The following is a 21634-nucleotide window of genomic DNA, read 5'->3' as shown; positions in this document are numbered from 1 at the left end:
TTTTAATTCAGCCTAGCCGTTTTCGCAGATGTGCTTGACGACATAGGCACTGTAGTAGTTTTGCCCCAAATCGTTGGGGTGGGTCTTGTCCCCGTAGAACCAGTCAGGATGACTGGCTGAATACCCGTACCAGTCGATGACCTGGAAGTTCTTGTATTTCTTGGCCTCCTGCTGGAGCTGGTCGTTGACCTGATTTTGCCAAGAGCGGGTTGGCACGTGCACGCTGATCCAGAACAGCTGGCGCTTAGGGCCAATGATCTGCATGATCTGCTTGACCTCTCCGTCAGTGAAAGGACCGTTGGTCCCCAGGCCAATCAAGACCTTTTGCTGGAGCTCGCCCTTTTGGGCATATTCCTGCAAAAGCGAAATCGCCGTGTCGGCCTGTCTGGAGACAGCCGCGTCAATGATGGCGTTGGGCATCAATTTATGCAAAAGGTCGCTTGAAGAAGCCATTACGGAGTCGCCAACCGCCGTGACGCCAAGCTTTTGCGCGATCTGCAGGTCATTTTGAGAAATCCCGTACTTTTCAAACTCGCGGTTGACCGGCTTGGCAAACTTCTTTGGCTTGGACTTGCTTTTAGCAGACTTGGCACTGGCTTGCTTCTGGCTGGCAGCCGCTTTTTGGGCCTGCTGTTTCTTCAAGTCCGCGATTGCCTTGCGGTTCATTTCCGCCTGCTTCTTGGAATTGCTGTTGATGGTCTTAAAGAGCTGGGTATCCTTGGTATTGTCCGCCTTAACGAAAGGCGAAGCCAGAATGCCGGCTGTCCCTAAGACGAAGCAAAGGGTGAAGCAAGCCGTCAGGCCGCGGGAGCGGTAATTCTTGTTGGACTTGTCCACCATGGCCTTCAAGTGCCCAGGCACGCTGGCCCAGGCAAAATCCTTGGCCGGCCGCTCAACCAGCCGGAAGGCTGCTTCGCTCACCAGCATGATCAAGGCCAATTCCGTCAGCCGGTAGGCCAGGACATGGTCCGCCAGGTTGGTCATCTTGTCTTCAAAAAAGATCATGACCGGGAACTGGTAGAGGTAGATCTCATAGCTTCTGGACCCGATCCAATTGAAGACCGGGTTGGTCAGCAGGCCGTTCCAGATGCCGACTGGCGCCGCGATTACCGCCGCGAAAATCGCCGTCAAAATGCTGAAGAGGAACATCCCCCCATAGTAAGGAAAGGCCGTCTGGGCGTTCATGAGCGGGCTGAACATCAAGACCAGCATTCCGCCCAAAGCCGCAAACCCCGTCCAGTTCAAGATGCGGGCATCAGCTTGGTCAAAGCGGCCATCCAGCTCCTCAAAGGGCCAGAGGAGGGCCAAGGCGGCCCCCAGGCCCAAGGAGAAGAAGCGGGTATCCGTCCCGTAGTAGATCCGGCTGGTATCAACGCCCGGCTTAAAGAGCAGAGCCATTTCCAGGCCAGAGACAACCGACAGGCCGAGCAGAATCCAGAAGATGGTCCGCCGCTTTTTGAAGAGGCTGCACAAGACCGCCATCAGCAAAGGCCAAAGCAGGTAAAACTGCCAGTCAATGGAGATCGTCCACAAGTGCGTGAACGGAGACTCATTGTTGGCAAAGCGCTGAAAGTAGCTTTGCCCGTTGAAGATCTGCCACCAGTTATAGACGCCCAGCAGGTTGGTCAGAATGATCTGCCAGAGCTTGCTGAGCAGATTTCTCTGAAAGAGGACAATATAGGCCGCCGTTCCCCACAACACGGCGAAAAACGGTGGATAGATCCGCTTGAAGCGCCGCTGGTAGAAGGCCTTGACGTCAAAATAACCCTGCCTCCTGACCGCGGCCATGATCTGGTCAGTCACCAGATAGCCCGTCAAGATCAGGAAAACGGGCACGCCCAGGTAGCCGCCGCCAAAGCGGTTGGGGTCCAAGTGGTACAGGATGACCCCAATTACGGCTAAGGCACGCAGGCCAGCGTAGCCAGTAATATACCTTTTTTTCATTTCTATCGCCTTTAGCTGTTTCTTTCTCTATTTTAGATAATCTTTTCTTCTCTGTCCTGACAATCAGCTGACGAATTCAAAGCTGAAGTCCCCAATGTAGACGTCATCGCCGTCAACGGCCCCCTTGGCCCGCAGCTCGTCGTCAACGCCCAGCTTCTTCAGCTTCCGGGCCAGCCGCATTACTCCGTCTTGGTGGTCCAGATTGGTCATGGCAACCAGCCGCTCCAATTCTTCGCCGTGGATTTCAAATTCGTGCTCGCCCAGTCTTTCGATGCTGAAGGACAGCTTCTCAGGCTTGCGGTACTTGTAGGTCTTGGTCTTGACTGGCTCTTCTGCTGCCTGCTTGGCCTCTTCCTCAGCCTGCTGCTCGGCCACTTCGGCAACCAGGCTGGCCGTAGCGGACATAAGCTGGTCCAGCCCTTGGTGGGTGACTGAGGACAGCTCATAGACCCGGCTCTTGATTCCGTGCTCGGCTAAATCCTGCTTGAACTGGGCCAGCTTCTCGTCAGCACCTGGAATGTCCATTTGGCTGGCCACGATCAGCTCGCGCTTCTTGGACAGGTCGGCTTCTGAGTAGTGGGCCAATTCGCTCAAGATGGTCTCATAGTCTTCAAAGGCATCCCGGCCATTGTTTGGATCCATGGAGACCATGTGCAGGATGACCTTGGTCCGTTCAACGTGGCGCAGGAACTGAATCCCCAGCCCAACCCCCTGGCTGGCCCCCTTGATCAGGCCTGGCAGGTCGGCCATGGAGAAGTCCCGGCCGTCTGGCAGGATGACCATGCCCAGGTTTGGCTTCAAGGTCGTGAACTGGTAGGCCGCGATCTTTGGCTTGGCCTTGGTGACGACTGACAGCAAGGTTGACTTGCCGACTGATGGGAAGCCAACCAGGCCGACGTCAGCCAGGACCTTCAATTCCAGGCGCAGGGTCCGGAATTCGCCCGGCTCGCCGTTTTCAGCAATTTCCGGCGCGGTATTGACGCTGGTGGCAAAGTGGATGTTGCCCCGGCCGCCCCGGCCGCCCTTGGCCACGACCAGTTCCTGGCCCGGCTTGACCAAGTCGCCGATCAATTCGCCCGTGAAAAAGTCATAAACCGTGGTCCCGACCGGCACTTTCAAACGCAGGTCCTTGGCTGCCTTGCCGTATTGGGCCTTGATCCGCCCGTCTTCGCCCGGCTGGGCCTTGAACTTTCTCCGGTAGCGGAAGTCCATCAGGGTCCGCAGGCCGCTGTCAGCGACAAAAATGATGGAGCCGCCCCGGCCCCCGTCGCCGCCGGCTGGGCCGCCGTTAGGCATGAACTTTTCATGGCGGAAGGCCACCATGCCATCGCCGCCCTTGCCGGCTTGCACTTCGATTTTGGTTTGATCAACAAAAGTTGATGGTGTTGGCATAATTTTGTTACCTATTCTTTCTCTGTGTCGTAATATCGCTAATTAACAATGATAAGCTATTTTTTCCCTTAGCTAAAGGGCAATTACAGGGAAATTTTGACCGCCTGCGCTTGCGGCAGGGTCAAGCCCGCCTGGCGCAAGTCCTCAATTGAGGCTTCCTTGATCTTCTTCAAGGAGCCAAACTCCCGCAGGAGCTTGGTCCGGGTCTTGGGCCCAATGCCCTTGATTGAATCCAGCCGGCTGACCAGGGAGTTCTTGGCGTGGGTCTGCCGGTGGAAGGTGATCGCGAAGCGGTGAACCTCATCCTGGATTCTGGTCATCAGGTAGAAGCCCTCGGATTTTGGATCCATCGGGATCAGCTTGAAAGGCTGGCCGTTGAACGGATCCCCGTAAAGCAGGTGGTTGGTCCGGTGCTTGTCGTCCTTGACCATCCCGGCAACCGGGATGTCCAGATTGAGCTCGTTTCTGAGAACGTCCTCGCAGGCTTCAACCTGGATTTGCCCCCCGTCCATCAGGATCAGGTCCGGCAGGCGCTTGTGCTCTTTAAGCAGGCGCGAGTAGCGGCGGCGGACGACCTCGCGGGTGTTGCCCACTTCATCGGCCGCGTTCTGGTGCTCGACCTCACCCTTTAGCTTGTACTTGCGGTAGCCGGTCTTATATGGCTCACCGTCCTTAAAGACGACCAGGGCGGACACGGGGTCAGCCCCTTGAATGTGGGAGTGGTCAAAGCTTTCAATGAAGGGACCGTACTTCAAGCCCAAGGCCTGGAAGATTTCCTCCTGGGCTCCCTTGGTCTTGCGGTTGCCCAATTCCAGCAAGCGGAACTTGTCGTCCAGCTTCAGCTTGGCATTGTCTTTGGCCATCTTCATTAAGTCCGCCTTCTGCCCTCTTTGCGGGCTTCTGACGGCAAGGCCGATGGCGGCGGACAGGCTGGCGTTGTCCAAGCCCTGGGGCACTAGCACCTCTTTGGGCTTGACCCGGTTCTTTTGCCCGTAAAACTGGGCAATAAAGGACATAAACTCGTCTTCCGGGTCCGTCTCGTCAGTCAAAGGAAACATGTGGGATTCACGCCTGAGCAGCTTGGCCTGGCGCAAGAAGAAGACCTGGATGGAGATCCAGGAGCGGTCGGCATAGTAGTTGAAAATGTCGCGCTGGGTGGAGTCGTTGGAGATGATCTTCTGCTTTTCCACCGTTTCCTCGATATACTTGATCTGGTCGCGGATCTCAGCCGCCCGCTCAAATTCCAAGTTGGCGCTGGCCTGGGCCATTTTTTCGGTCAGGCTCTTCTTGACCTCTTGGATATCCCCGTTCAAAAATTTCTTGATTTTCTTGATCTGGGCCGCGTACTCAGCTTGGGGCACTTGGCGCCAGCAGGCCCCCAGGCACTGGCCCATGTGGTAGTAAAGGCATGGCCGGCCCGTATAGCCCGTGCAGTGGCGCAGGGGAAAGACCTTCTGGATGAACTTCAAAGTCGCCTGGGCGGCGTAGACGTTGGGATAAGGGCCAAAATAATAGCCCTTGTCCTTGCGCACGATGGAGGTCAGCTTGGTCTGGGGGTCCCGTTCATTGGTGATTTCGATATATGGATAGCCCGTCCCGTTTTTCAGGGCAACGTTATAGTAGGGCTGGTACTTCTTGATCAGGGTAATTTCCAGCAAAAAGGCTTCCTTATCTGAGCCGACGACGATGATATCATAGTCGGCAATGTTCTTGACCAGCTCTGCCCGCCGCCCGACCTGGGTGCTCTTAAAATAAGAGCGGACCCGGTTCTTCAGGTTCTTGGACTTGCCCACGTAGATGACGGCGCCGTTGACGTCCTTCATCAAATAGCAGCCCGGCTTTTCTGGCAGGAGCTTGAGCTTGTTTTCGATCAATTGGCTAGCCACGGAAAATTCCCCTTCCTAATAATGTTTAATGATCACCGCAGGCAATTTTACCATGAAACTGGACGACTTTACATATTTCCGCTCTTATAAGAGGCTTTTTTATGGAAAAGCAAGATTTCCTGCTGACAGGGAAGGGCTTTCAAGGTTATAATGATAAAATATTATAATCTTTTATCATTATTTAAGAAAAGGTGGAAACATTGTCTATGCATCTGTTTAGAAAAGAGCACGCCCAAAACCTGCTGGCCGAAGACCAGCACTTTGAGCGCTCACTGACGGCCAGAGACCTGATTGCCCTGGGAATTGGGGCCGTCATCGGGACTGGGATCTTCATCCTGCCAGGGACGGCCGCGGCTACTGAGGCCGGTCCGGGGATTGCCCTCTCTTTCCTGCTCGCGGCCGTGGTCTGCATCCTTTCGGCCATGTGCTACGCCGAATTTGCGTCAGCCATTCCCGTAGCCGGTTCAGCCTACTCCTATGGGAACATCGTCTATGGGGAAATCGTCGGCTGGATTCTAGGCTGGGCTCTGATCCTGGAATACATGCTGGCCGTGGCGGCTGGCGCTGCCGGCTTCTCCAGCTACTTCCAATCCTTTATCAAGCCCTTTGGCCTGCATTTGCCAGCCAGCATCTCTGGGCCAATGGACCTGGGTCACGGCGTCTACTTTGACATCGTGGCCATCTCGGCCGTCTTGATCGTCTGCTTCCTGCTCTCAAGAGGGATGCGGACCTCGGTCAAGATCAACAACGTGGCCGTCCTGGTCAAGGTAGCGATCGTCATTCTTTTCATCGTGGTCGGCTGTTTCTTTATCAAGCCAGCCAACTACCATCCCTTCCTCCCTTACAAGGTGAGCGGGGTCATCAAGGGGGCCACGACGGTCTTCTTTGCCTACCTAGGCTTTGACGCGGTTTCCGCGTCAGCGGCTGAAGTCAAGAACCCCCAGGAAAACATGCCCAAAGGGATCATCGGCACCTTGAGCATCGTGTCCATCTTGTACATGCTGGTTGCTTTAGTCTTGACCGGGATGGTCAAGTACACCAAGCTGGACGTGGCCAATCCGGTGGCCTTTGCCCTGCAGCTGGTCCACCAGGACTGGCTGGCCGAGCTCTTGTCAATCGGCATTCTGCTGGGGATGGCAACGATGATGATCACCATGATCTACTCCAGCTCCCGCCTGGTCTACGCCATGGCGCGGGATGGCCTTTTGCCCCATTTCTTTGCCAAGCTGGACGACAAGCACAACAGCCCTCAGCGGGCGCTTTGGACGGTCGGAACCATCATCGCCGTTTCCGGCGGGATTTTCTCCGTCAACCAGCTGGCCAACCTGGTCAACTTCGGGACCCTTTTGGCCTTTACCTTCGTTTCCTTTGGCGTCCTGCTGCTCAGAAGAAGAAGCGACTTAAAGAACGACGGCTACAAGGTGCCAGGCTATCCAGTCGTCCCAATTCTGTCAGGCACGGCTTCCATCTTCATGCTCTGCCATCTGTCCAAGGAAATGTGGACCGTGGCCGGAATCTGGTTCGTCATCGGCCTGCTCATCTACTTTGCCTACGGCTACTGGCACAGTCAGCTGCAGGAAAAGTAGCCAACATTTATCTGTTTTTTAATGATCTTGTTCGGATACTGGACAAGATCATTATTTTTTAGCCAGAATCGGTGTGTTATTTTGCGTTTTCCTTTATAATAAGCTTGTAACTCAATTATATGAAAGGCCAGATTTTATGAAGAACTTTTACTTGAACCACGACAGCAACATGGACGACTTTACCGCCCTGCTCTTGATGCTGCTCGCGCCGGACATCAAGCTGATCGGGGTCGGGGTTACCGACGCCGACGGCTACGTTGAGCCTGGCGTTTCCGCTTCCCGCAAGATCATCGACCGCTTCAACCAACGCGGTGACAAGCTGGAAGTTGCCCGCTCAGACTCCCGCGCCGTCCACCAGTTTCCAGAAGCCTGGCGCGTTTCTTCCTTCACGGTTGACCACTTCCCAATCTTGAACGAGAAGGGCACCGTGACTACCCCAGAAGCCAAGAAGCCGGCCCACTTGGACATGATCGACAAGATCAAGGCCGCTGACGGCCCGGTTACCCTGGTCTTCACCGGTCCTTTGACCGACCTGGCCAGAGCCTTGGAAGTTGACCCAAGCATCCAGGACAAGATCGAAGAGCTCTACTGGATGGGGGGCTCTCTGAACGGCCACGGCAACGTCTACATGCCATGCGCTGATGGCACCCAGGAATGGAATGCCTGGTGGGATCCAGAAGCCTGCAAGACGGTTTGGGACTCCAAGATCAAGATCCAGCAGGTTGGCCTGGAATCAACTGAAGAACTGCCTTTGACTGACGAAATGCGCCAGCACTTCGCCTCAAACCGCAAGTACCCGGCATTTGACTTCCTGGGCTACGTCTACGCTTTGGTCAACTCCTTTGAAGTCGACACCACCTACTACCTGTGGGACGTCCTGACCGCCATGAGCGCCCTGTTCCCGGAAATCGTCACGACCCGCGAGACTAAGAGCGACGTCTACACCGACGGCGACCGGGCCGCCCGCTTCTTTGAGACCGAAGCTGGCCGGCCAATGACCTTGGTCACTTCCGCCGACTACGACAAGTTCTGGAAGCACTTCGACGCCCTGTGCGAGAATGCCAAGCTGCTGTAAAACAAAAACTGTCAGATGAGCCTTCATCTGACAGTTTTTTGCTCTTCACCTTAATAGACAGCTTTTTTCTGGAAAGGTTACGCTTTGTTGAAAAAAGCTGTTTTTTCATTCCCGCAGGTAGTCCCGGATGACCCGCATCATGGTCTTTCCGTAGTTGCGCAGCTTAGCGCTACCGACCCCGCTGCAGTCCAGAAAGTCCGCATCCGTTTGCGGCTTCTTAGCAGCCATGTCGCGCAGGGACAGGTCGGAAAAAATAACGAACGGGGGCACGTTCTTCTTCTGGGCCAGGGCGCGCCGCTTTCGGCGCAGCCTTTCAAAGAGTTCCTGATCTTTGCCAGAGCTTGCCGCAAAAGCGGAAGCGGCCTCAGGCCGCGGCTCCTGCTTGCGCTTGACCAAGGCTTTTCCGTCTAAGACGTCCCAGCCGCGGTTGGTCACGTGCAGGACCGGATACTTGTCCCCAGCCAGCTCCAAGTAGCCCTTGGAAACCATGAAGTCAATCAAGCTGGCCACTTCCGTCTGCTTCATCCCCTTGAGCAGACCATAGTGGACGCAGGAGTCGGCCCCAATCTCAGCCATCTTTTTCACGCTTGATCCCGTCACGGCCTGGGCAATTACTTTTTTGCCAAAGCGGCCATCCAGGTCATAAACCATGCCAATGATCTGCTTGGCGGCTTCAGTCACGTCGACCCGGTCGCCCGTTGACAAGCAGTTGCTGCACTTGCCGCAAGGCGGGCAGTCCTGGCCAAAGTAGCGGACGATGAACTGCTGCAGGCAGTCGTCGGTGCTGGCATAGTCAGCGATCGTCTGCAGCTTCTGGTACTGCACCTCCCGGTAGCTGTCGCTGCCCTCGGAATTGTCGATAAACCAGCGGAACTGCCGCAGGTCGGCGGGATGGTAGATCATGACGGCCTCGCTCTCCAGCCCGTCCCGGCCGCCCCGGCCGGCTTCCTGGTAGTAGGCTTCCAGGTTCTTGGCCGAATTGGCGTGCAGGACAAAGCGGACGTTGGACTTGTCGATTCCCATGCCAAAAGCATTGGTGGCCACGATCAAGGGGACGCGGTCATACTGGAAGTCATCCTGCACCTTTGCCCGCTCCTCATTGGACATCCCCGCGTGGTAAGCGGCCACTTCAAAGCCCAGCTTTTGCAGAAATTCCGTCAGCCCCTCCACCTTCTTGCGGGTATTGGCATAAATGATCCCGGCTTCGCCCTGGTGGCGCTTGAGGTAGCTGACGATATAGGCCCGGGTGTTTTTTGGCGCGTTGACGACCTTGAAGGAAAGGTTCTTGCGCTCAAAAGAAGTGATGACGCAGTTGCGCGGCGGAATGTCCAGCTGCTGGCTGATGTCCCGTCTGACCGCCTCAGTCGCCGTGGCCGTCAGGGCCAGAACGTTGGGACGGGTATGCAGGGCACTGATGCCGTCCTTGAGCTTGCGGTAGGCGGGACGGAAGTCATGCCCCCACTGGGAGATGCAGTGGGCCTCGTCGATCGCCACCAGGTTGATTTGCAGAAAGTTCAGCTGGTAGCGGAAGTAGTCCAGCTCCATTCTTTCCGGGGTCACGTACAAGAGCTTGATCTTGCCCTCATAGCAGGCCCGCAGAATCGGGTTGACCTCTTCCTGCGGAGTCGTGCTGTTCAAGGCCGCGGCCGGAATCCCGTATTCGCGCAGGCTGTCGACCTGGTCCTTCATCAGGGAGATCAACGGCGAGACAACGACCGTAGTGCCGGGAATCATCAAGGCAGGCACTTGGTAGCAGATGGACTTCCCGCCCCCCGTCGGCATGACGGCCAGGACGTTTTCCCCTCTCAGCACCATCTCAATCGTTTCCCTTTGGCCCGGACGAAAGCTGTCATAGCCAAAATATTTCTTTAGCACCGCAAGCGGATCCAGCAAGCCAACCCCTCCTTAAAAGTAAAATGAGCAATAACCTTCTCTATAGTAGCAAAAAAAGGCGCGGAACTGCAGCCCGCGTCTTCCTGTACCGAAATTTAATTATTATCTACCTAGTATTTTATAGCAATTAGCTCAAAAATGCATGTTTTTTCTTAAAAAGATTAACAAAATAAGTGACAATCATCACTTTTTTGCCTCTGACCAGGTAATCAGTTGACCCGGTTGACCGGCACTCCTTCCACCAGGAAGGAGACCAGGTTGTTGGTCGCCTCCTTCAGGACGTTCCGGCGCGCTTCCTTGGTAGCAGAGCCAGCGTGCGGGGTCAAAATGACGTTGTCCAGCTTGCGGAATTCCGGATTGCAGTAGGGCTCATTCTCAAACACGTCAAGGCCAGCCCCGGCAATTTGCCCCTCCTTAAGGGCGGCAAGCAGGGCGGCCTCATCGACCAAGCTGCCTCTGGCCGTATTGATCAAGAAAGCGGTCGGCTGCATCAAAGCCAGAGCCGCCTGGTCGATCACGTGGTAGGTCTCTGGCGTGGCTGGAGCATTCAGGCTCAAGTAGTCGGACTTGCGCAGGAGATCTTCAAAAGAAACGTAGCTGGCCCCGATCTCCCGCTCCTTGTCAACAGACAGGCGGTGGCGGTTGTGGTAGAGCACGCTCATGCCAAAGGCCCTGGCATAGCCGGCCAAAGTCTGACCAATCCGCCCCATGCCGAAGATCCCCAAGGTCTTGCCCATCGGGCTTTGCCCTTGGTTTTGAACCTGGCTGGTGTCCAGAAACTTGCCAAAGCGCATGGCGCTGTCATAAATATGGATCTTGCGCGTCAAGCCCAGCAGCATGGTAAAGGCCATCTCAGCCGTTGGCTGCATGACGGATACCGGACAGTTGGAAACGACGATCCCTTGGGAAGCCGCGTAGTCCACGTCGATATGGTCAAAGCCGACCCCGCAGCTGGTGATGATTTTCAGCTGCTTGCCGGCATCGATCAACGCCTTGTCAACCTTGATATTGGCTGCCAGCAGCCCATCATAGCCCTGGATGTGGTCCTGATACCAGTCCGCCCCAGCATGCTTGGGCCCGACCGTGACCTGGCAGTACTTTTTCAACTCGTCCAGGCGCTCTTCCGCGATCCCGGCCACTAAAATCATTGGAATTGCCATAATTGTTTTTGTCTCCTTAGCATCAATCAACCAGCGGGTCCGCGCTCTCGCGCATGGCTTTTACGTTGTCTGGCTTGAAGTAGATCCGCTCCGCGTTGGCATACATGACCGCGTGCAGGTCTCTTTCAGAAAAAATTTCCGCGTCTTGCAGCCAGCTGGCCAGTTGGTCATAGCGGTTGAAAGTGGCTGACCAAGGGGCATCGCTCCCCCAGAGCAGGCGCTGGCTGCCCAGGATGTCCTTGCCCAGGCTGACGGCTTCCTGGCAGAAGGGGTAAGGATAATTGGTCTCTTGGGCGATATCCTGCAAAGCCGCCAGATCACAGGCAATATTGTCAAAGCGGCTCAAAAGGCGCAGCTCGCTGGCCAGCTCAGCCAATTTGCCGGGCTTGGGGAAGGACAGGTGGCAGACGACGAAGTCCAGCTGCGGGTATCTTTGGGCCAAGTGGGCGATGGCTTCGGGCTGGTGGCTCTTTTGCCCCGCGTCCCCGTAGTCGATCGCCACGACGAAGCCAGGATATCTGGCGATGTATTCAAAGATTTCCTCCCAGCGCGGATCAGCATCCAGGCGGAATTCCTCATGATAGCCCATCAGGCCCCCGCCCTGGCTGATTTCCAGCTTCATGATCCGAAAGCCCAGGTCCCGGACGTGCCGGTCCACGATCTTCATCGCCCCGTCAGCAAACGGATCAACGGAAAAGGCAGCAATAAAGCGGTCTGGATGCTTCTTGGCCGCCTGCCAGGAATAATAGTTCTGAAAGCCGTACAGGCTTCCCTGGAGCAGAACGGCCTTGGATACGTCGTTTTGCGCCAGCACTTGCAGGGCTTGGTCCATCCTGAAGGAGTCCGCCCCCCAGCCGGCTGGGAACAAGCGGGTCTTGAAGCCATCATCCCAGATGACCTCCCCGTTGCCTAAGGCGTTGCTGCGGCCAATTCCCTTGTAGCTGGCCAAATCGCGGACCAGATGCAGGTGCGCGTCAATTTTTTCCATTAAGCTTCTTCGCCACCCTTTTCTTATTTATTTTCAGCTCTTGCCGAGCATTACCGTTCTATTTTAAGCCAAATTACTTTCTGACGAAACCATTCAGGAGAATATCCGCGTATTTAACGCGCTTTTGCTCATGGAAGCTGACCATGTAAGCCAGCAGGTCGTGGAAGTTCATCAAAGCCACTTGCGCGCTCCAGGCATCGATCTTGGCCGTTGCGTGCACGGCAATGGTCCCATAAGTTCGCAAGCGGTCAAATAAGCGCATGATCCGCGCCGGGTACTTGGCATCGCTTCTAAGGGCAGCCAGCTTTTCCGACAGCCCATAGCCGGAATTTCTGTCATTCTGCAGGCCGTTAAGCTCGACCAGCTTGGCCGCCAAGCCTTCAATCACCCGCCGGGCGTTGAAGATCATTTCGTTGTATTCACCCTGCTTGTAAAAGTCAATCACCTTGTCGATATCCCCGCTGAAATCCTTGAGCAGGTCGCTGCCCTTAACGAATGAAAAATCGAATTCTTCCATGATGTGTCCTCTTTCTATAATTTACTGGTTGTTCAACTCATATTATATATGAAAGCGGTTAAGTTAGGGCAGCCGATTTCAGAAAAAAACAAAAGAGTCTTTCATCAAGACGATGAAAGACTCTTGCTTCATGCTCTTTAGATTTTCTCCGCCAGGCGGGTCAAAACCCGCTCAGCGACTTCCTGCTTGGACATTCTTGGCCAAGACTCTGGCGCTTGGCCCTTGGTCAAAAGCGTGACCTGGTCGCTATCAGCGCCGAAAGCATTGCTTGAGACGTCGTTGGCAATGATCAAGTCCGCCCCCTTGCTGTCTAGCTTCCGCTGGGCGTTGGCCAGGAGGTCATTGGTTTCAGCGGCAAAGCCGATGACCACTTGCGTTTCCCGCTTGCCGGCAGCGACCGTCTGCAAGATATCCGGATTCTTGACCAGAGTCAGGTGGAACTCATCCACGCCGGCCTGCTTCTTCAGCTTATGGTCAGCTGCAGTCTTTGGAGTCCAGTCGCTGACGGCGGCCGCCATGATCAAGGCATCGCTTTGGGCAAAAGCCGCCTGCACCGCTTGGAGCATCTCTTTGGCAGACAAGGCCTTGACCAGGCGGATGCGATCATTTTGCGGCAGCGCGACGGATACATTCCCGTAAATCAGGGTAACTTCCGCCCCCATCTGCGCCGCTGCTCGCGCGAAGCAGCAGCCCATCTTCCCGCTTGAATGGTTGCCAATAAAGCGGACGGGATCAATCGCCTCTAAATTACCGCCGGCGGTGACCACGATCTTTTTGCCAGAGAGCGGGCCTTGGGTCAGAAAGCTCTGCACCCAGGCCACGATCTGGTCTGGCTCTGGCATCCGGCCCTTGCCGGAATAGCCCTCAGCCAAAAAGCCGCTGGCTGGCTCCAAGACCTTGACCCCGTCGCCCTTCAGCAAGGCCAGATTGCGCTGGGTAGCCGGATTCTTCCACATGTGCTCGTTCATTGCCGGTACCACTAATTTTGGGCAGTGGCAGGCCAAAAGCGTGGTTGACACGGCATCATCCGCCAGGCCATTGGCCATCTTAGCCAGGACGTTGGCGTCAGCCGGCAATACCAGGGCCAGATCGCTCCAGTCAGCAAGCTCAATGTGGGCTATCTGGTCGCGCCTGCTGTCCGCGAACAGATCATCCAGGACCGGAGTCTTGGTCAAGGCAGCCAGGGTGCTGGCGCCTACGAACTCTTCCGCGTTCCTGGTCATCGCCACCCGAACCTGGTGGCCGGCCTTCTGCAGTCCTCTGACGGCCATGACGGCCTTATAAGCGGCAATTCCGCCAGTCATGTACACAGAAATCTTGCTCATCAAATCAATCCCGTTATTCCATCGCGTTCTAGACGCGACCAGTCAATACCGCCTGCAGCGACTGGGCAAATTTCTGGGCGCTGGCCTCGTCCTTGCAGACAGCAAGCAAAGTATCGGTCCCAGCCAGGGTACCAACGATGCTTTCATCTTCAAGGTCATCGATCATTCCCGCCAAAACAGGCGCGTAAGTCAGTTTCATGCTGGTCTTGATCACAACCATAAACTGGACGCAGGAAACCGTCGCCACCCGTTCAGCCACGGCCTGGCGGAGCTGGAACTCCTTGTCAACCACGGCTGCTGGAGCCTTGGCATAATAGCTCCGGCCATCCTGGCCTGGCACCTTGGTAATGTGCAGGGCGTGGATGTCCCGGGAAATCGTCGCCTGGGTAGCAGAAATGCCTTGATCCTTCAGCAAGCCAAGCAGCTGCTCCTGGGTCTCGACCTTGTTCTTTTGGATCAGTTCATAGATTAGCTGACGGCGCTCTTTGTAGTTCATCTTATATAACCTCGCTCATACATTATTGAAGATTATTACCAAACTCATTTATCTTTTCTCTATTTTCACTTGCTGCACGCAGCCATCACCAGAGAAAACTTCTGCCTTTCTCTTGTAATTTAATTATGGCACAAACACACGTCTCTCTAATTCTAGCGCACTTTTTAACTAAGTAAAAGTTGTTATTTAAAGATCCGATGAGCACTTAATCCGTTCTTAAGAAAGCAAAGGAAAAAGATAGCAATTTAATAATATTTACACGAACTAAGGTAAAAAAATTCCGAAGCACAGACCTAGCCAGCTTCGGAATTTTTCATCTGGGCCAGGCGGCCATTACATTTCGTCTGGCGCCTTGACGTCCAGCATCTGCAAGGCAGCCTTCAAGACATTGCTCATAGCCTGTACGACAGCCAGTCTTGCTTCCTTAGCCTCGTCGTCGACCAGAATTCTGGTATGAGCGTAGTACTTGTTGAAGCGCTTAGCCAATTCCAAAGCAAACTTGGCGATCAATGATGGATCGTATTGCTCCATCGCTCTTTGGATGACATCGCCAAAACGGCCCATGAAGGAAACCAGGTCCCATTCCTCGCTGCCGATCTTGGACAAATCCGTCTTGGAGAAGTCGCGGATCCCGCCCTTGCGCAGGAGGCTTTCGCCGCGGGCTCTAGCATATTGCACGTAAGGGCCGGTCTCACCTTCAAACTTGACGACTTCTTCAAGACTGAAGTCGATTGGGTTGCGGCGGTAGTTCTTCAAGTCGTGGAAGATGACCGCGCCGATGCCGACTTCCTTGGCTACTTCATCAGCATTGGCCAGGCCGGCATTCTTTTCAGCGATCTGCTGGCGGGCCAGCTTGACTGATTCGTTCAAGACGTCTTCCAGGTTGACCACGTTGCCCTTTCTGGTTGACATCTTTCGCCCGTTCAAGCTCATCAACCCGAAGCTGACGTGAACGATGTCATCGTACCAGTCAAAGCCCATTTCCTTCAGGCAGGCCTTCAATTGGTTGAAGTGGACTTCCTGTTCTTGGCCGACCACGTAGACTGACTTGAAGAAGTCGTAAGTCTGCTTCCGGTACATGGCGGTTGCCAGGTCCCGGGTGATGTAGGTCGTAGTGCCATTGCTCTTGATGATCAGCAGCGGTGGCAGGTCGTACTTGTCCAGGTCAACGATTTCAGCCCCCTGGCTCTTGACCAGCAACTTCTTGTCGCGCAGGATTTGGATTGGCTCATCCATCAGCTTGGCACTGAAGGCTTCCCCGTTGTAGGAGTCAAAGTGCACGTCCAGCATGTCGTAGACCTTCTTAAACCGTTCCAAGGAAACTTCTCTGAACCACTTCCACAAGCGGGTTGCTTCCGCATCCCCGTTTTCCAGCTTGGCAAACCATTCGCGGCCAGCATCGTCGTATTCCGGGTGTTCTTCCGCCTCACGGTTGATGCGGACGTAGTATGACAACAAGGTGTTGATTGGGTCCTGCTTGATGTCGGCATCATTGCCCCACATCTTGTAGGCAGCCATCATCTTTCCGAATTGGGTGCCCCAGTCACCCAAGTAGTCGATTCTGACCGGCTTGAAGCCTTCCTTTTCCAAGATTCTGGCAATCGCTTCACCAATCACGGTTGAACGCAGGTGCCCCATCCCCATTGGCTTGGCAATGTTCGGAGAGGAGTAGTCGATCGTGACTTGGCGGCCATGCCCCAAGTCGCGGGCCCCATAGTTTTCCGGATCAGCCAGGATTTCCTGCAGGATTGCCGCCCCGGCCTTGCCCTTGTTCAAGAAGAAGTTGACATAAGGGCCAACGGCTTGCACCTTTTCAAAGTTGCTCTTGTCGATCTGGTCTGCCAGGTCAGCAGCGATCAAATTCGGCGCCTTGCGCAGAGTCTTGGCCAGAGTGAAGGCTGGAAAGGCGTAGTCCCCCAGCTTTTCGTCCTTTGGACGTTCGATCTTTGCTTCAACTTCGTCCATTGACCAGTCAGGCAGTACTGCCTGCAAGGCTTCAGCGACTAATTGTTTACCGTTCATATAATACCTTCTTTGTACTTAGTAGTGTTCATTCAATAAAAAGACTCAGCGGCTCTGCACCCATGCCGGCCAAACAAGCAGGCAGCCAGCAATTTTGCACGCTATGCGCCATTTTTATCATGCTTGATCTATTATAACAGGACTTAAGAGCCTGTTACAAGCTAATGCAAGACCTTTTCATTGCGTTTTCAGCGGAAAGCCAGAGATTTTTCTAAAAAAAGCTTGCAATTTTCAGCCTTCAGGTTAAAATATGAGTAATTAATTAAAAAGCGATGAAGAAGACGAGTAAGCTGAAGCATTCTTGCAGTGAGCCGGCGGCAGTGAAAAGCCGGTAGACCCTGCTTTTGCTGAAAAACACTTTTTCCAAGAGCTGCTGACCCAAATGCCTTCCGCAAAGTAGGCTCAGCCGTCTGCTGGTCCGTTACCACCAGTCGAGTATGTTAGTACTTGATAAGCAGGCTCCCCGCGTGCAGGGAGCAATTAGGGTGGTACCGCGGAACCAAAGCCTTTCGTCCCTTGTATCTCAGGATACCGGGCGGCGAAAGGCTTTTCTATTTTCCCGCTTCTTCATTTTTTATTTAATGCAGCTGTTCAACTCATCACATCTACCAAACGGAGGAAACTACCATGTGCGGATTTTTAGCAGTCGATTCAAAAGAATTTTCACTCAAGACCTTTGACGAAGCTTTAGCCAAAAACGAAGACCGTGGCCCAGACATGACCCGGGTCTTTGACGAAAAAGGGATCACCTTTGGCTTTAACCGCCTGGCTATCATGGACTTGTCCGACTCAGGGATGCAACCGTTTGAATGTCTCGACTGCACCTTGGTCTGCAACGGTGAAATCTACAACTACCCTGAACTCAAGCAAAACCTGGAAACCGACTACCAGTTCACCAGCGGCAGCGACTGTGAAGTCCTGATCCCGCTTTACCGCAAGTACGGGATTGACACTATGGTCAAGATGCTGGACGGGGAATTCGCTTTTGTCCTCTACGACCACAAGAGCGGCAAGGTCTACGCGGCCCGCGACATCATCGGCATCCGGCCAATGTTCTACGGCTTTACCAAGAAAGAAGGCAAGCTGGCCTTCGCCTCCACTGGCAAGACGCTGCTTGACCTCTGCGATGAGATCCACCCCTTCCTGCCAGGCCACTACTACGACGGTGCCAAGGGCAAGTTTGTCGAGTACCACGCCCCAGATCTGGTCTCCAAGATGGCAACCGATGACTTTGACCAATCCACCAGAACCATCCGCGACCTCTTGATCAAGGCCGTGGACAAGCGCCTGGCTTCTGACGCCCCAGTCGGCTACCTTTTGTCCGGCGGGCTTGACTCTTCCCTGGTCTGCTCCATCGCTGACCGTCTCTTGCCAGAAGACGCGAAAATCAGAACTTTTGCCATCGGGATGGACAAGAACCCGATTGACTTAAAATATGCCAGAGAAGTGGCCGACTACCTCGGCAGCGACCATACCGAATTCATCATGACCCGCGATGACGTGCTCAAATCCCTCAGAGAAGTCATCTACACCTTGGAAACCTGGGATATTACCACGATCCGGGCCTCAATCGGGATGTACATCCTCTGCAAGCGGATTCACGAAGCGACCGACTTGAAAGTCATCATGACTGGTGAATGCTCCGATGAGCTCTTTGGCTACAAGTACACCGACTTCGCCCCAAGCGCCGAAGAATTTCAAAAAGAGGCGGCCAAGCGCCTGCGGGAACTCTACATGTACGACGTGCTCCGGGCCGACCGCTGCATTTCCGCCAACTCACTGGAAGGCCGCGTACCTTTCGCTGACCGGGACTTTGCCGAATACGTGATGAGCATCGATCCTGACCTCAAGATGAACCACTACCACAAGGGCAAGTACCTCTTGCGCAAGGCCTTTGCTGAGGGCGACTGGCTGCCAGAGGACATCCTGATGCGGGAAAAGGCCGCCTTCTCAGACGCCGTGGGCCACTCAATGGTCGACGACTTGAAGGAATATGCTGACGGCAAGTACACTGACGCGGACCTGGCCAGTGCTAAGGACAAGTACCCATACTGCACCCCGTTTACCAAGGAATCCCTGCTCTACCGCGACATTTTCGAGGAATATTTCCCGGGAAAAGCCGACTGGATCAAAGACTTCTGGATGCCAAACCGGTCATGGGACTCCCTCAAGGGCGTCAACGACCCAAGTGCCCGCGTCCTTTCCAACTACGGGGCAAGCGGAAAATAAATCTATATACCGAAAAAAGCAGATCTCACGATCTGCTTTTTCTGTTGAAGAGATATTTCCGCCTGCTATCTTCGCGCGGCATCAATCGTCAAAACGCCGCTAGGATACTTCTCTTTGACGAACTCGCGGACGTTCTTGATCATTTGCTTGGTCGACGGTGCCAGGCGCTGCTGGCTGGAGGTTACGAGCGCGATCTTTCTAAAGAAGGGGGTATTGAATGGCAGAATCTGCACTTCCCCCTGCATTTTCTGCAAGGCCAGGGCTGGCAGAATTCCCAAGCCCAAGCCTGCTTCTACCATCGCCACGATCGACTGGTCGTCGATGGAGAACTGAATGGCCGTTGGCTGAATGGAATAGTGGTCTAACGCCGCCTTCGTATCCAAGTCGTAGTCGCCCTGCTGCAGGATAAAGTTGTAGTTTTCCAGATCCCGGTGACCAACGGAAATGCCGGTCTCAGTCTTGAAGTTCTTGGGCGCGATGCAGTAGATTTCGTCTTCCAGCAGCTTCTCGCTGACAACCCCCTGCTCGTTTTCAGGCATCATGGTGAAACCCAAGTCCAGCTGGCCGCTCTTGACTGCCTGGGTGATCTCGTTGAAGCCAGCCTGGCGGACGGCAATCTTCACCTTGGGAAACTGCTTTTCAAAGTTTTGAATCAAAGGCGGCAGCCAGTTGATGCAGGCCGATGAGAAGGCGCCAATCCGGATCAGCCCCGTGTCCAGGCCCTTGATCTGCTGGGCCACCTGCTCCAAGCGGTTTTGGTCGTTGATGATTTCCTGAATCAGCGGCAGGATCTTCTTGCCATCAGGCGTCAGCTTAACCCCAGTCCGGGAACGGATAAAGACCGGAAAGCCCAGCTCAGTCTCCAGCTGGTTGACTGAGTGGCTGATTGCCGAAGGGGTCACGTTTAAGACGACTGACGCCTTATAAAAAGTCCCTTGTTCAATGACGGTTCTGAAAACCAAATATGGAAATGGCAGCATCTAACTCTCCTAACTTGAACAGATTTCATTCAAAGTGAAATAAGTTGAATTTTATTCTTGCTAACAAAGCAATTATAATATAGCCAAGCACAAAAAGAAAAAGAAAAAAGCTATTTGCAAGCAAACTAATCAGCGAAAAGCAAAGACGAAAACGATAAAATTTAGGAGAATCAACAATCATGTTAGAAAACTTATTTGCCAGCCGGATTGATACCAAAAGCCAGTCGCGTTTGGTCGGACTTTTTCCGGACAATAATTTCACGGACACTATTTCCTTTGGGGGCGGCTGCCCGGATGAGCAGCTCTTTCCAGCCAAGGAACTGACCGCTGCCTACCAAGACGCGATCTGCCGGCAAATGAATCATTCCTTCCAGTATCATGACATTAAAGGGCCCGAGCGCCTGCGCGAATACCTGGCAGCCAGAGCCCATGACAAGATGGGAATTGACCATGTGACTGCTGACGACGTCATGCTTACCGCTGGCGGCCAGCAAGGGATCGAGCTCGTAGCCAAATTATTCATCGGCAAAGGCGATGCCATGGCCGTTGAAGCTCCATCATACATCGGCGCCCTGGCAGCCTTTGACGCCTATGAGCCGCGCTACTACCAAGTCGGCATGGAAAGCGACGGGGCCAACCTTGACCAATTCGAGGCAATCTTAAAGGAGCACCCGGAAATCAAGCTGTTCTACACGGTGCCTGACTTCCACAATCCAACCGGGATTACCATGTCGCTTAAGAAGCGGGAGCGCTTGGTCGAACTGGCCAACAAGTACGACTTCGTCATTCTGGAGGACACCCCATACCGGGATCTGCGCTACCACGGCCAAAGCCTGCCATCAATCAAGAGCTTGGATACTGAAGGACGGGTAATCTTCCTGTCCAGCTTCTCCAAGATCCTGACCCCGGCCTTCCGCTTGGGCTGGCTGGTAGCCAGTCCTGAGATCAAGGAGCAGCTGACCAGCCTCAAGCTGGCTGAAGACCTGGAAGTGCCTTACATTCCTTCCGCAACGGTTGATTCCTATATTGCCAACAATGACTTGGACCAACACATCGAAAAGCTGAAAGACCTCTACCGAGCCAAGCTTGACGCCATGTACAGAGACCTGAAGCGGAATCTGCCAGCCGGCACCAAGCTCAGCCACCCTGAAGGCGGCTTCTTCTTCTGGATCGAGCTCAACCCGGAAATCGACACGACTTCCATGCTTTGGGAGCAATCAGTGCCAGACCAGCACTTGATCTACGTGCCATCTGAAAACTTCTACCCCAACCGCGATATCAAGAACGGGATGCGGGTCAACTTCACCGGGTCAACGATCGAACAAATCAGCGATGGCTGCCGGCGCCTGCGGACCGTCATCGACGGCGCGGAAATTTCCCTGCCAGAATTGTCGGTAGCCATCTGATCCTTCGTAATCATCTTATTCAGCTGTTTGATTACTTATTTAATTTTAGTTTTGTATCTATTATAAGCTAAATTTCTTTCATGTAAATTCCAATCTCATTTCCATACTTATCTCTATTTTTCCAACTTATTTCTCAATCAGTTATTTCCAATAGCTTTGCTGCCCTGGTGCCCCCTGCACCGGGGCTTTTCTTCGGCTGAAATGAGCGAAAATATAAAATATAAAAGAGATAAAAGAAAGAAGAAAACACACAGGGGCAAAGAAAAAGCAGCAGACTGACAATTCGTCAGCCTGCTGCTGTCCGCGTCCAGGGGGAACGCTATAGAAAGGTCATTGCACGATTAACAATCAGCAGAGCAACACGCTGCTTCTGCCTCATTTATATTATATATCTTTTCCAAATAGAAAGAGCAAAAAAAGAGCCAGACTTCCGTCTGACTCTTGCTTCGCGCGGCAGCGCCCTATCCTCGCAGGCAGTTTCCCACCAACTACTTTCGGCGCGAAGAAGCTTAACTTCTGTGTTCGGCATGGGAACAGGTGTATCCTTCTTGCCACTGCCACCGCACTATCTTCTTTGAGCTTGCACGCTCAAAACTGAATACTCTCATCCAAGACAAAACCGGATTGCCTCGCTTTGGTCAAGTCCTCGACTGATTAGTACCGGTCCGCTCCAAGCCTCACGGCTCTTCCACTCCCGGCCTATCTACCTCATCGTCTCTGAGGTGTCTTACTTTC

The 21634-nt window shown here is 54.0% G+C and carries 15 protein-coding genes, 2 rRNA genes and 1 other annotated feature; of the genes, 4 read left to right on the top strand and 13 right to left on the bottom strand.

What is annotated here, in order from left to right:
* Positions 1-12: 12 nt before the first annotated feature.
* The 3 genes from OCH80_RS03035 to uvrC form a co-directional block, all read right to left on the bottom strand.
* Positions 13-1944 carry an acyltransferase family protein gene (locus tag OCH80_RS03035; protein ID WP_404537794.1) on the bottom strand — a complete coding sequence of 644 codons (1932 nt, stop codon included), beginning with the start codon at positions 1942-1944 and terminating at the stop codon, positions 13-15.
* Positions 1945-2007: 63 nt separating this feature from the next.
* Complete coding sequence (gene obgE, locus OCH80_RS03030; protein ID WP_154549388.1) at positions 2008-3336, bottom strand: GTPase ObgE; 1329 nt, start codon at positions 3334-3336, stop codon at positions 2008-2010.
* An 83-nt stretch (positions 3337-3419) separates the two neighbouring features.
* Positions 3420-5222 (bottom strand): excinuclease ABC subunit UvrC, encoded by a 1803-nt coding sequence (gene uvrC / locus OCH80_RS03025; protein WP_404537792.1) that lies wholly within the window; start codon positions 5220-5222, stop codon positions 3420-3422.
* A gap of 206 nt (positions 5223-5428) precedes the next feature.
* Between uvrC and OCH80_RS03020 the strand changes: the two genes are divergently transcribed.
* Positions 5429-6808: an APC family permease gene (locus tag OCH80_RS03020; RefSeq protein WP_404537789.1), complete on the top strand. Its 1380-nt coding sequence runs from the start codon at positions 5429-5431 to the stop codon at positions 6806-6808.
* 136 nt (positions 6809-6944) lie between these two features.
* Positions 6945-7883 (top strand): nucleoside hydrolase, encoded by a 939-nt coding sequence (locus OCH80_RS03015; RefSeq protein ID WP_302187405.1) that lies wholly within the window; start codon positions 6945-6947, stop codon positions 7881-7883.
* 105 nt (positions 7884-7988) lie between these two features.
* On the opposite strand, the gene recQ is transcribed toward OCH80_RS03015, so the two are convergent.
* From recQ to argS, 7 genes are all read right to left on the bottom strand, one after another.
* Positions 7989-9776, bottom strand: a complete 1788-nt coding sequence (gene recQ / locus OCH80_RS03010) for a DNA helicase RecQ (RefSeq protein ID WP_404537787.1) — start codon at positions 9774-9776, stop codon at positions 7989-7991.
* Between the two features lie 209 nt (positions 9777-9985).
* The gene (locus OCH80_RS03005) at positions 9986-10936 is read right to left on the bottom strand and encodes an NAD(P)-dependent oxidoreductase (RefSeq protein WP_404537785.1); all 951 of its coding nucleotides are present in this window, start codon (positions 10934-10936) and stop codon (positions 9986-9988) included.
* Positions 10937-10958: 22 nt separating this feature from the next.
* A complete protein-coding gene (locus OCH80_RS03000; protein ID WP_404537783.1) occupies positions 10959-11924 on the bottom strand; it encodes an amidohydrolase family protein in 966 nt (321 codons plus the stop codon).
* 73 nt (positions 11925-11997) lie between these two features.
* Positions 11998-12441, bottom strand: coding sequence for a DUF4145 domain-containing protein (locus OCH80_RS02995; RefSeq protein WP_154549465.1), 444 nt, complete (start codon positions 12439-12441; stop codon positions 11998-12000).
* A 137-nt stretch (positions 12442-12578) separates the two neighbouring features.
* Entirely contained in the window at positions 12579-13766 is a 1188-nt protein-coding gene (gene coaBC / locus OCH80_RS02990; RefSeq protein ID WP_404537781.1) for a bifunctional phosphopantothenoylcysteine decarboxylase/phosphopantothenate--cysteine ligase CoaBC, read from the bottom strand.
* A 28-nt stretch (positions 13767-13794) separates the two neighbouring features.
* Entirely contained in the window at positions 13795-14262 is a 468-nt protein-coding gene (locus OCH80_RS02985; RefSeq protein WP_404537779.1) for an arginine repressor, read from the bottom strand.
* A gap of 333 nt (positions 14263-14595) precedes the next feature.
* Positions 14596-16284: an arginine--tRNA ligase gene (gene argS, locus OCH80_RS02980; RefSeq protein WP_404537777.1), complete on the bottom strand. Its 1689-nt coding sequence runs from the start codon at positions 16282-16284 to the stop codon at positions 14596-14598.
* 263 nt (positions 16285-16547) lie between these two features.
* Positions 16548-16804: a binding site (T-box leader), on the top strand.
* A gap of 107 nt (positions 16805-16911) precedes the next feature.
* Here argS and asnB point away from each other — a divergent pair.
* The gene (gene asnB, locus OCH80_RS02975) at positions 16912-18513 is read left to right on the top strand and encodes an asparagine synthase B (RefSeq protein WP_404537775.1); all 1602 of its coding nucleotides are present in this window, start codon (positions 16912-16914) and stop codon (positions 18511-18513) included.
* Positions 18514-18578: 65 nt separating this feature from the next.
* On the opposite strand, the gene OCH80_RS02970 is transcribed toward asnB, so the two are convergent.
* Positions 18579-19493 (bottom strand): LysR substrate-binding domain-containing protein, encoded by a 915-nt coding sequence (locus tag OCH80_RS02970; RefSeq protein WP_206989096.1) that lies wholly within the window; start codon positions 19491-19493, stop codon positions 18579-18581.
* 179 nt (positions 19494-19672) lie between these two features.
* Between OCH80_RS02970 and OCH80_RS02965 the strand changes: the two genes are divergently transcribed.
* Entirely contained in the window at positions 19673-20899 is a 1227-nt protein-coding gene (locus tag OCH80_RS02965) for a PLP-dependent aminotransferase family protein (protein ID WP_404537773.1), read from the top strand.
* A 448-nt stretch (positions 20900-21347) separates the two neighbouring features.
* Here OCH80_RS02965 and rrf read toward each other — a convergent pair.
* Positions 21348-21464, bottom strand: a 5S ribosomal RNA gene (gene rrf, locus OCH80_RS02960).
* 69 nt (positions 21465-21533) lie between these two features.
* Positions 21534-21634, bottom strand: a 23S ribosomal RNA gene (locus OCH80_RS02955); the annotation flags it as partial.

It is taken from the genome of Lactobacillus sp. 23-2 (genome assembly GCF_044902225.1).
Taxonomy (GTDB): Bacteria; Bacillota; Bacilli; order Lactobacillales; family Lactobacillaceae; genus Lactobacillus; species Lactobacillus absianus.
This window is presented reverse-complemented; position numbering and strand designations above follow the sequence as displayed.

What these genes read in the sequence shown, in the direction of transcription:
- OCH80_RS02985 (WP_404537779.1), bottom strand. Translation starts at nt 14,262, where the DNA reads ATGAACTACAAAGAGCGCCGTCAGCTAATCTATGAACTGATCCAAAAG.
- argS (WP_404537777.1), bottom strand. Translation starts at nt 16,284, where the DNA reads ATGAACGGTAAACAATTAGTCGCTGAAGCCTTGCAGGCAGTACTGCCT.
- OCH80_RS03020 (WP_404537789.1), top strand. Translation starts at nt 5,429, where the DNA reads ATGCATCTGTTTAGAAAAGAGCACGCCCAAAACCTGCTGGCCGAAGAC.
- coaBC (WP_404537781.1), bottom strand. Translation starts at nt 13,766, where the DNA reads ATGAGCAAGATTTCTGTGTACATGACTGGCGGAATTGCCGCTTATAAG.
- obgE (WP_154549388.1), bottom strand. Translation starts at nt 3,336, where the DNA reads ATGCCAACACCATCAACTTTTGTTGATCAAACCAAAATCGAAGTGCAA.
- OCH80_RS03000 (WP_404537783.1), bottom strand. Translation starts at nt 11,924, where the DNA reads ATGGAAAAAATTGACGCGCACCTGCATCTGGTCCGCGATTTGGCCAGC.
- OCH80_RS03005 (WP_404537785.1), bottom strand. Translation starts at nt 10,936, where the DNA reads ATGGCAATTCCAATGATTTTAGTGGCCGGGATCGCGGAAGAGCGCCTG.
- asnB (WP_404537775.1), top strand. Translation starts at nt 16,912, where the DNA reads ATGTGCGGATTTTTAGCAGTCGATTCAAAAGAATTTTCACTCAAGACC.
- OCH80_RS02970 (WP_206989096.1), bottom strand. Translation starts at nt 19,493, where the DNA reads ATGCTGCCATTTCCATATTTGGTTTTCAGAACCGTCATTGAACAAGGG.
- OCH80_RS03015 (WP_302187405.1), top strand. Translation starts at nt 6,945, where the DNA reads ATGAAGAACTTTTACTTGAACCACGACAGCAACATGGACGACTTTACC.
- OCH80_RS03035 (WP_404537794.1), bottom strand. Translation starts at nt 1,944, where the DNA reads ATGAAAAAAAGGTATATTACTGGCTACGCTGGCCTGCGTGCCTTAGCC.
- OCH80_RS02965 (WP_404537773.1), top strand. Translation starts at nt 19,673, where the DNA reads ATGTTAGAAAACTTATTTGCCAGCCGGATTGATACCAAAAGCCAGTCG.
- OCH80_RS02995 (WP_154549465.1), bottom strand. Translation starts at nt 12,441, where the DNA reads ATGGAAGAATTCGATTTTTCATTCGTTAAGGGCAGCGACCTGCTCAAG.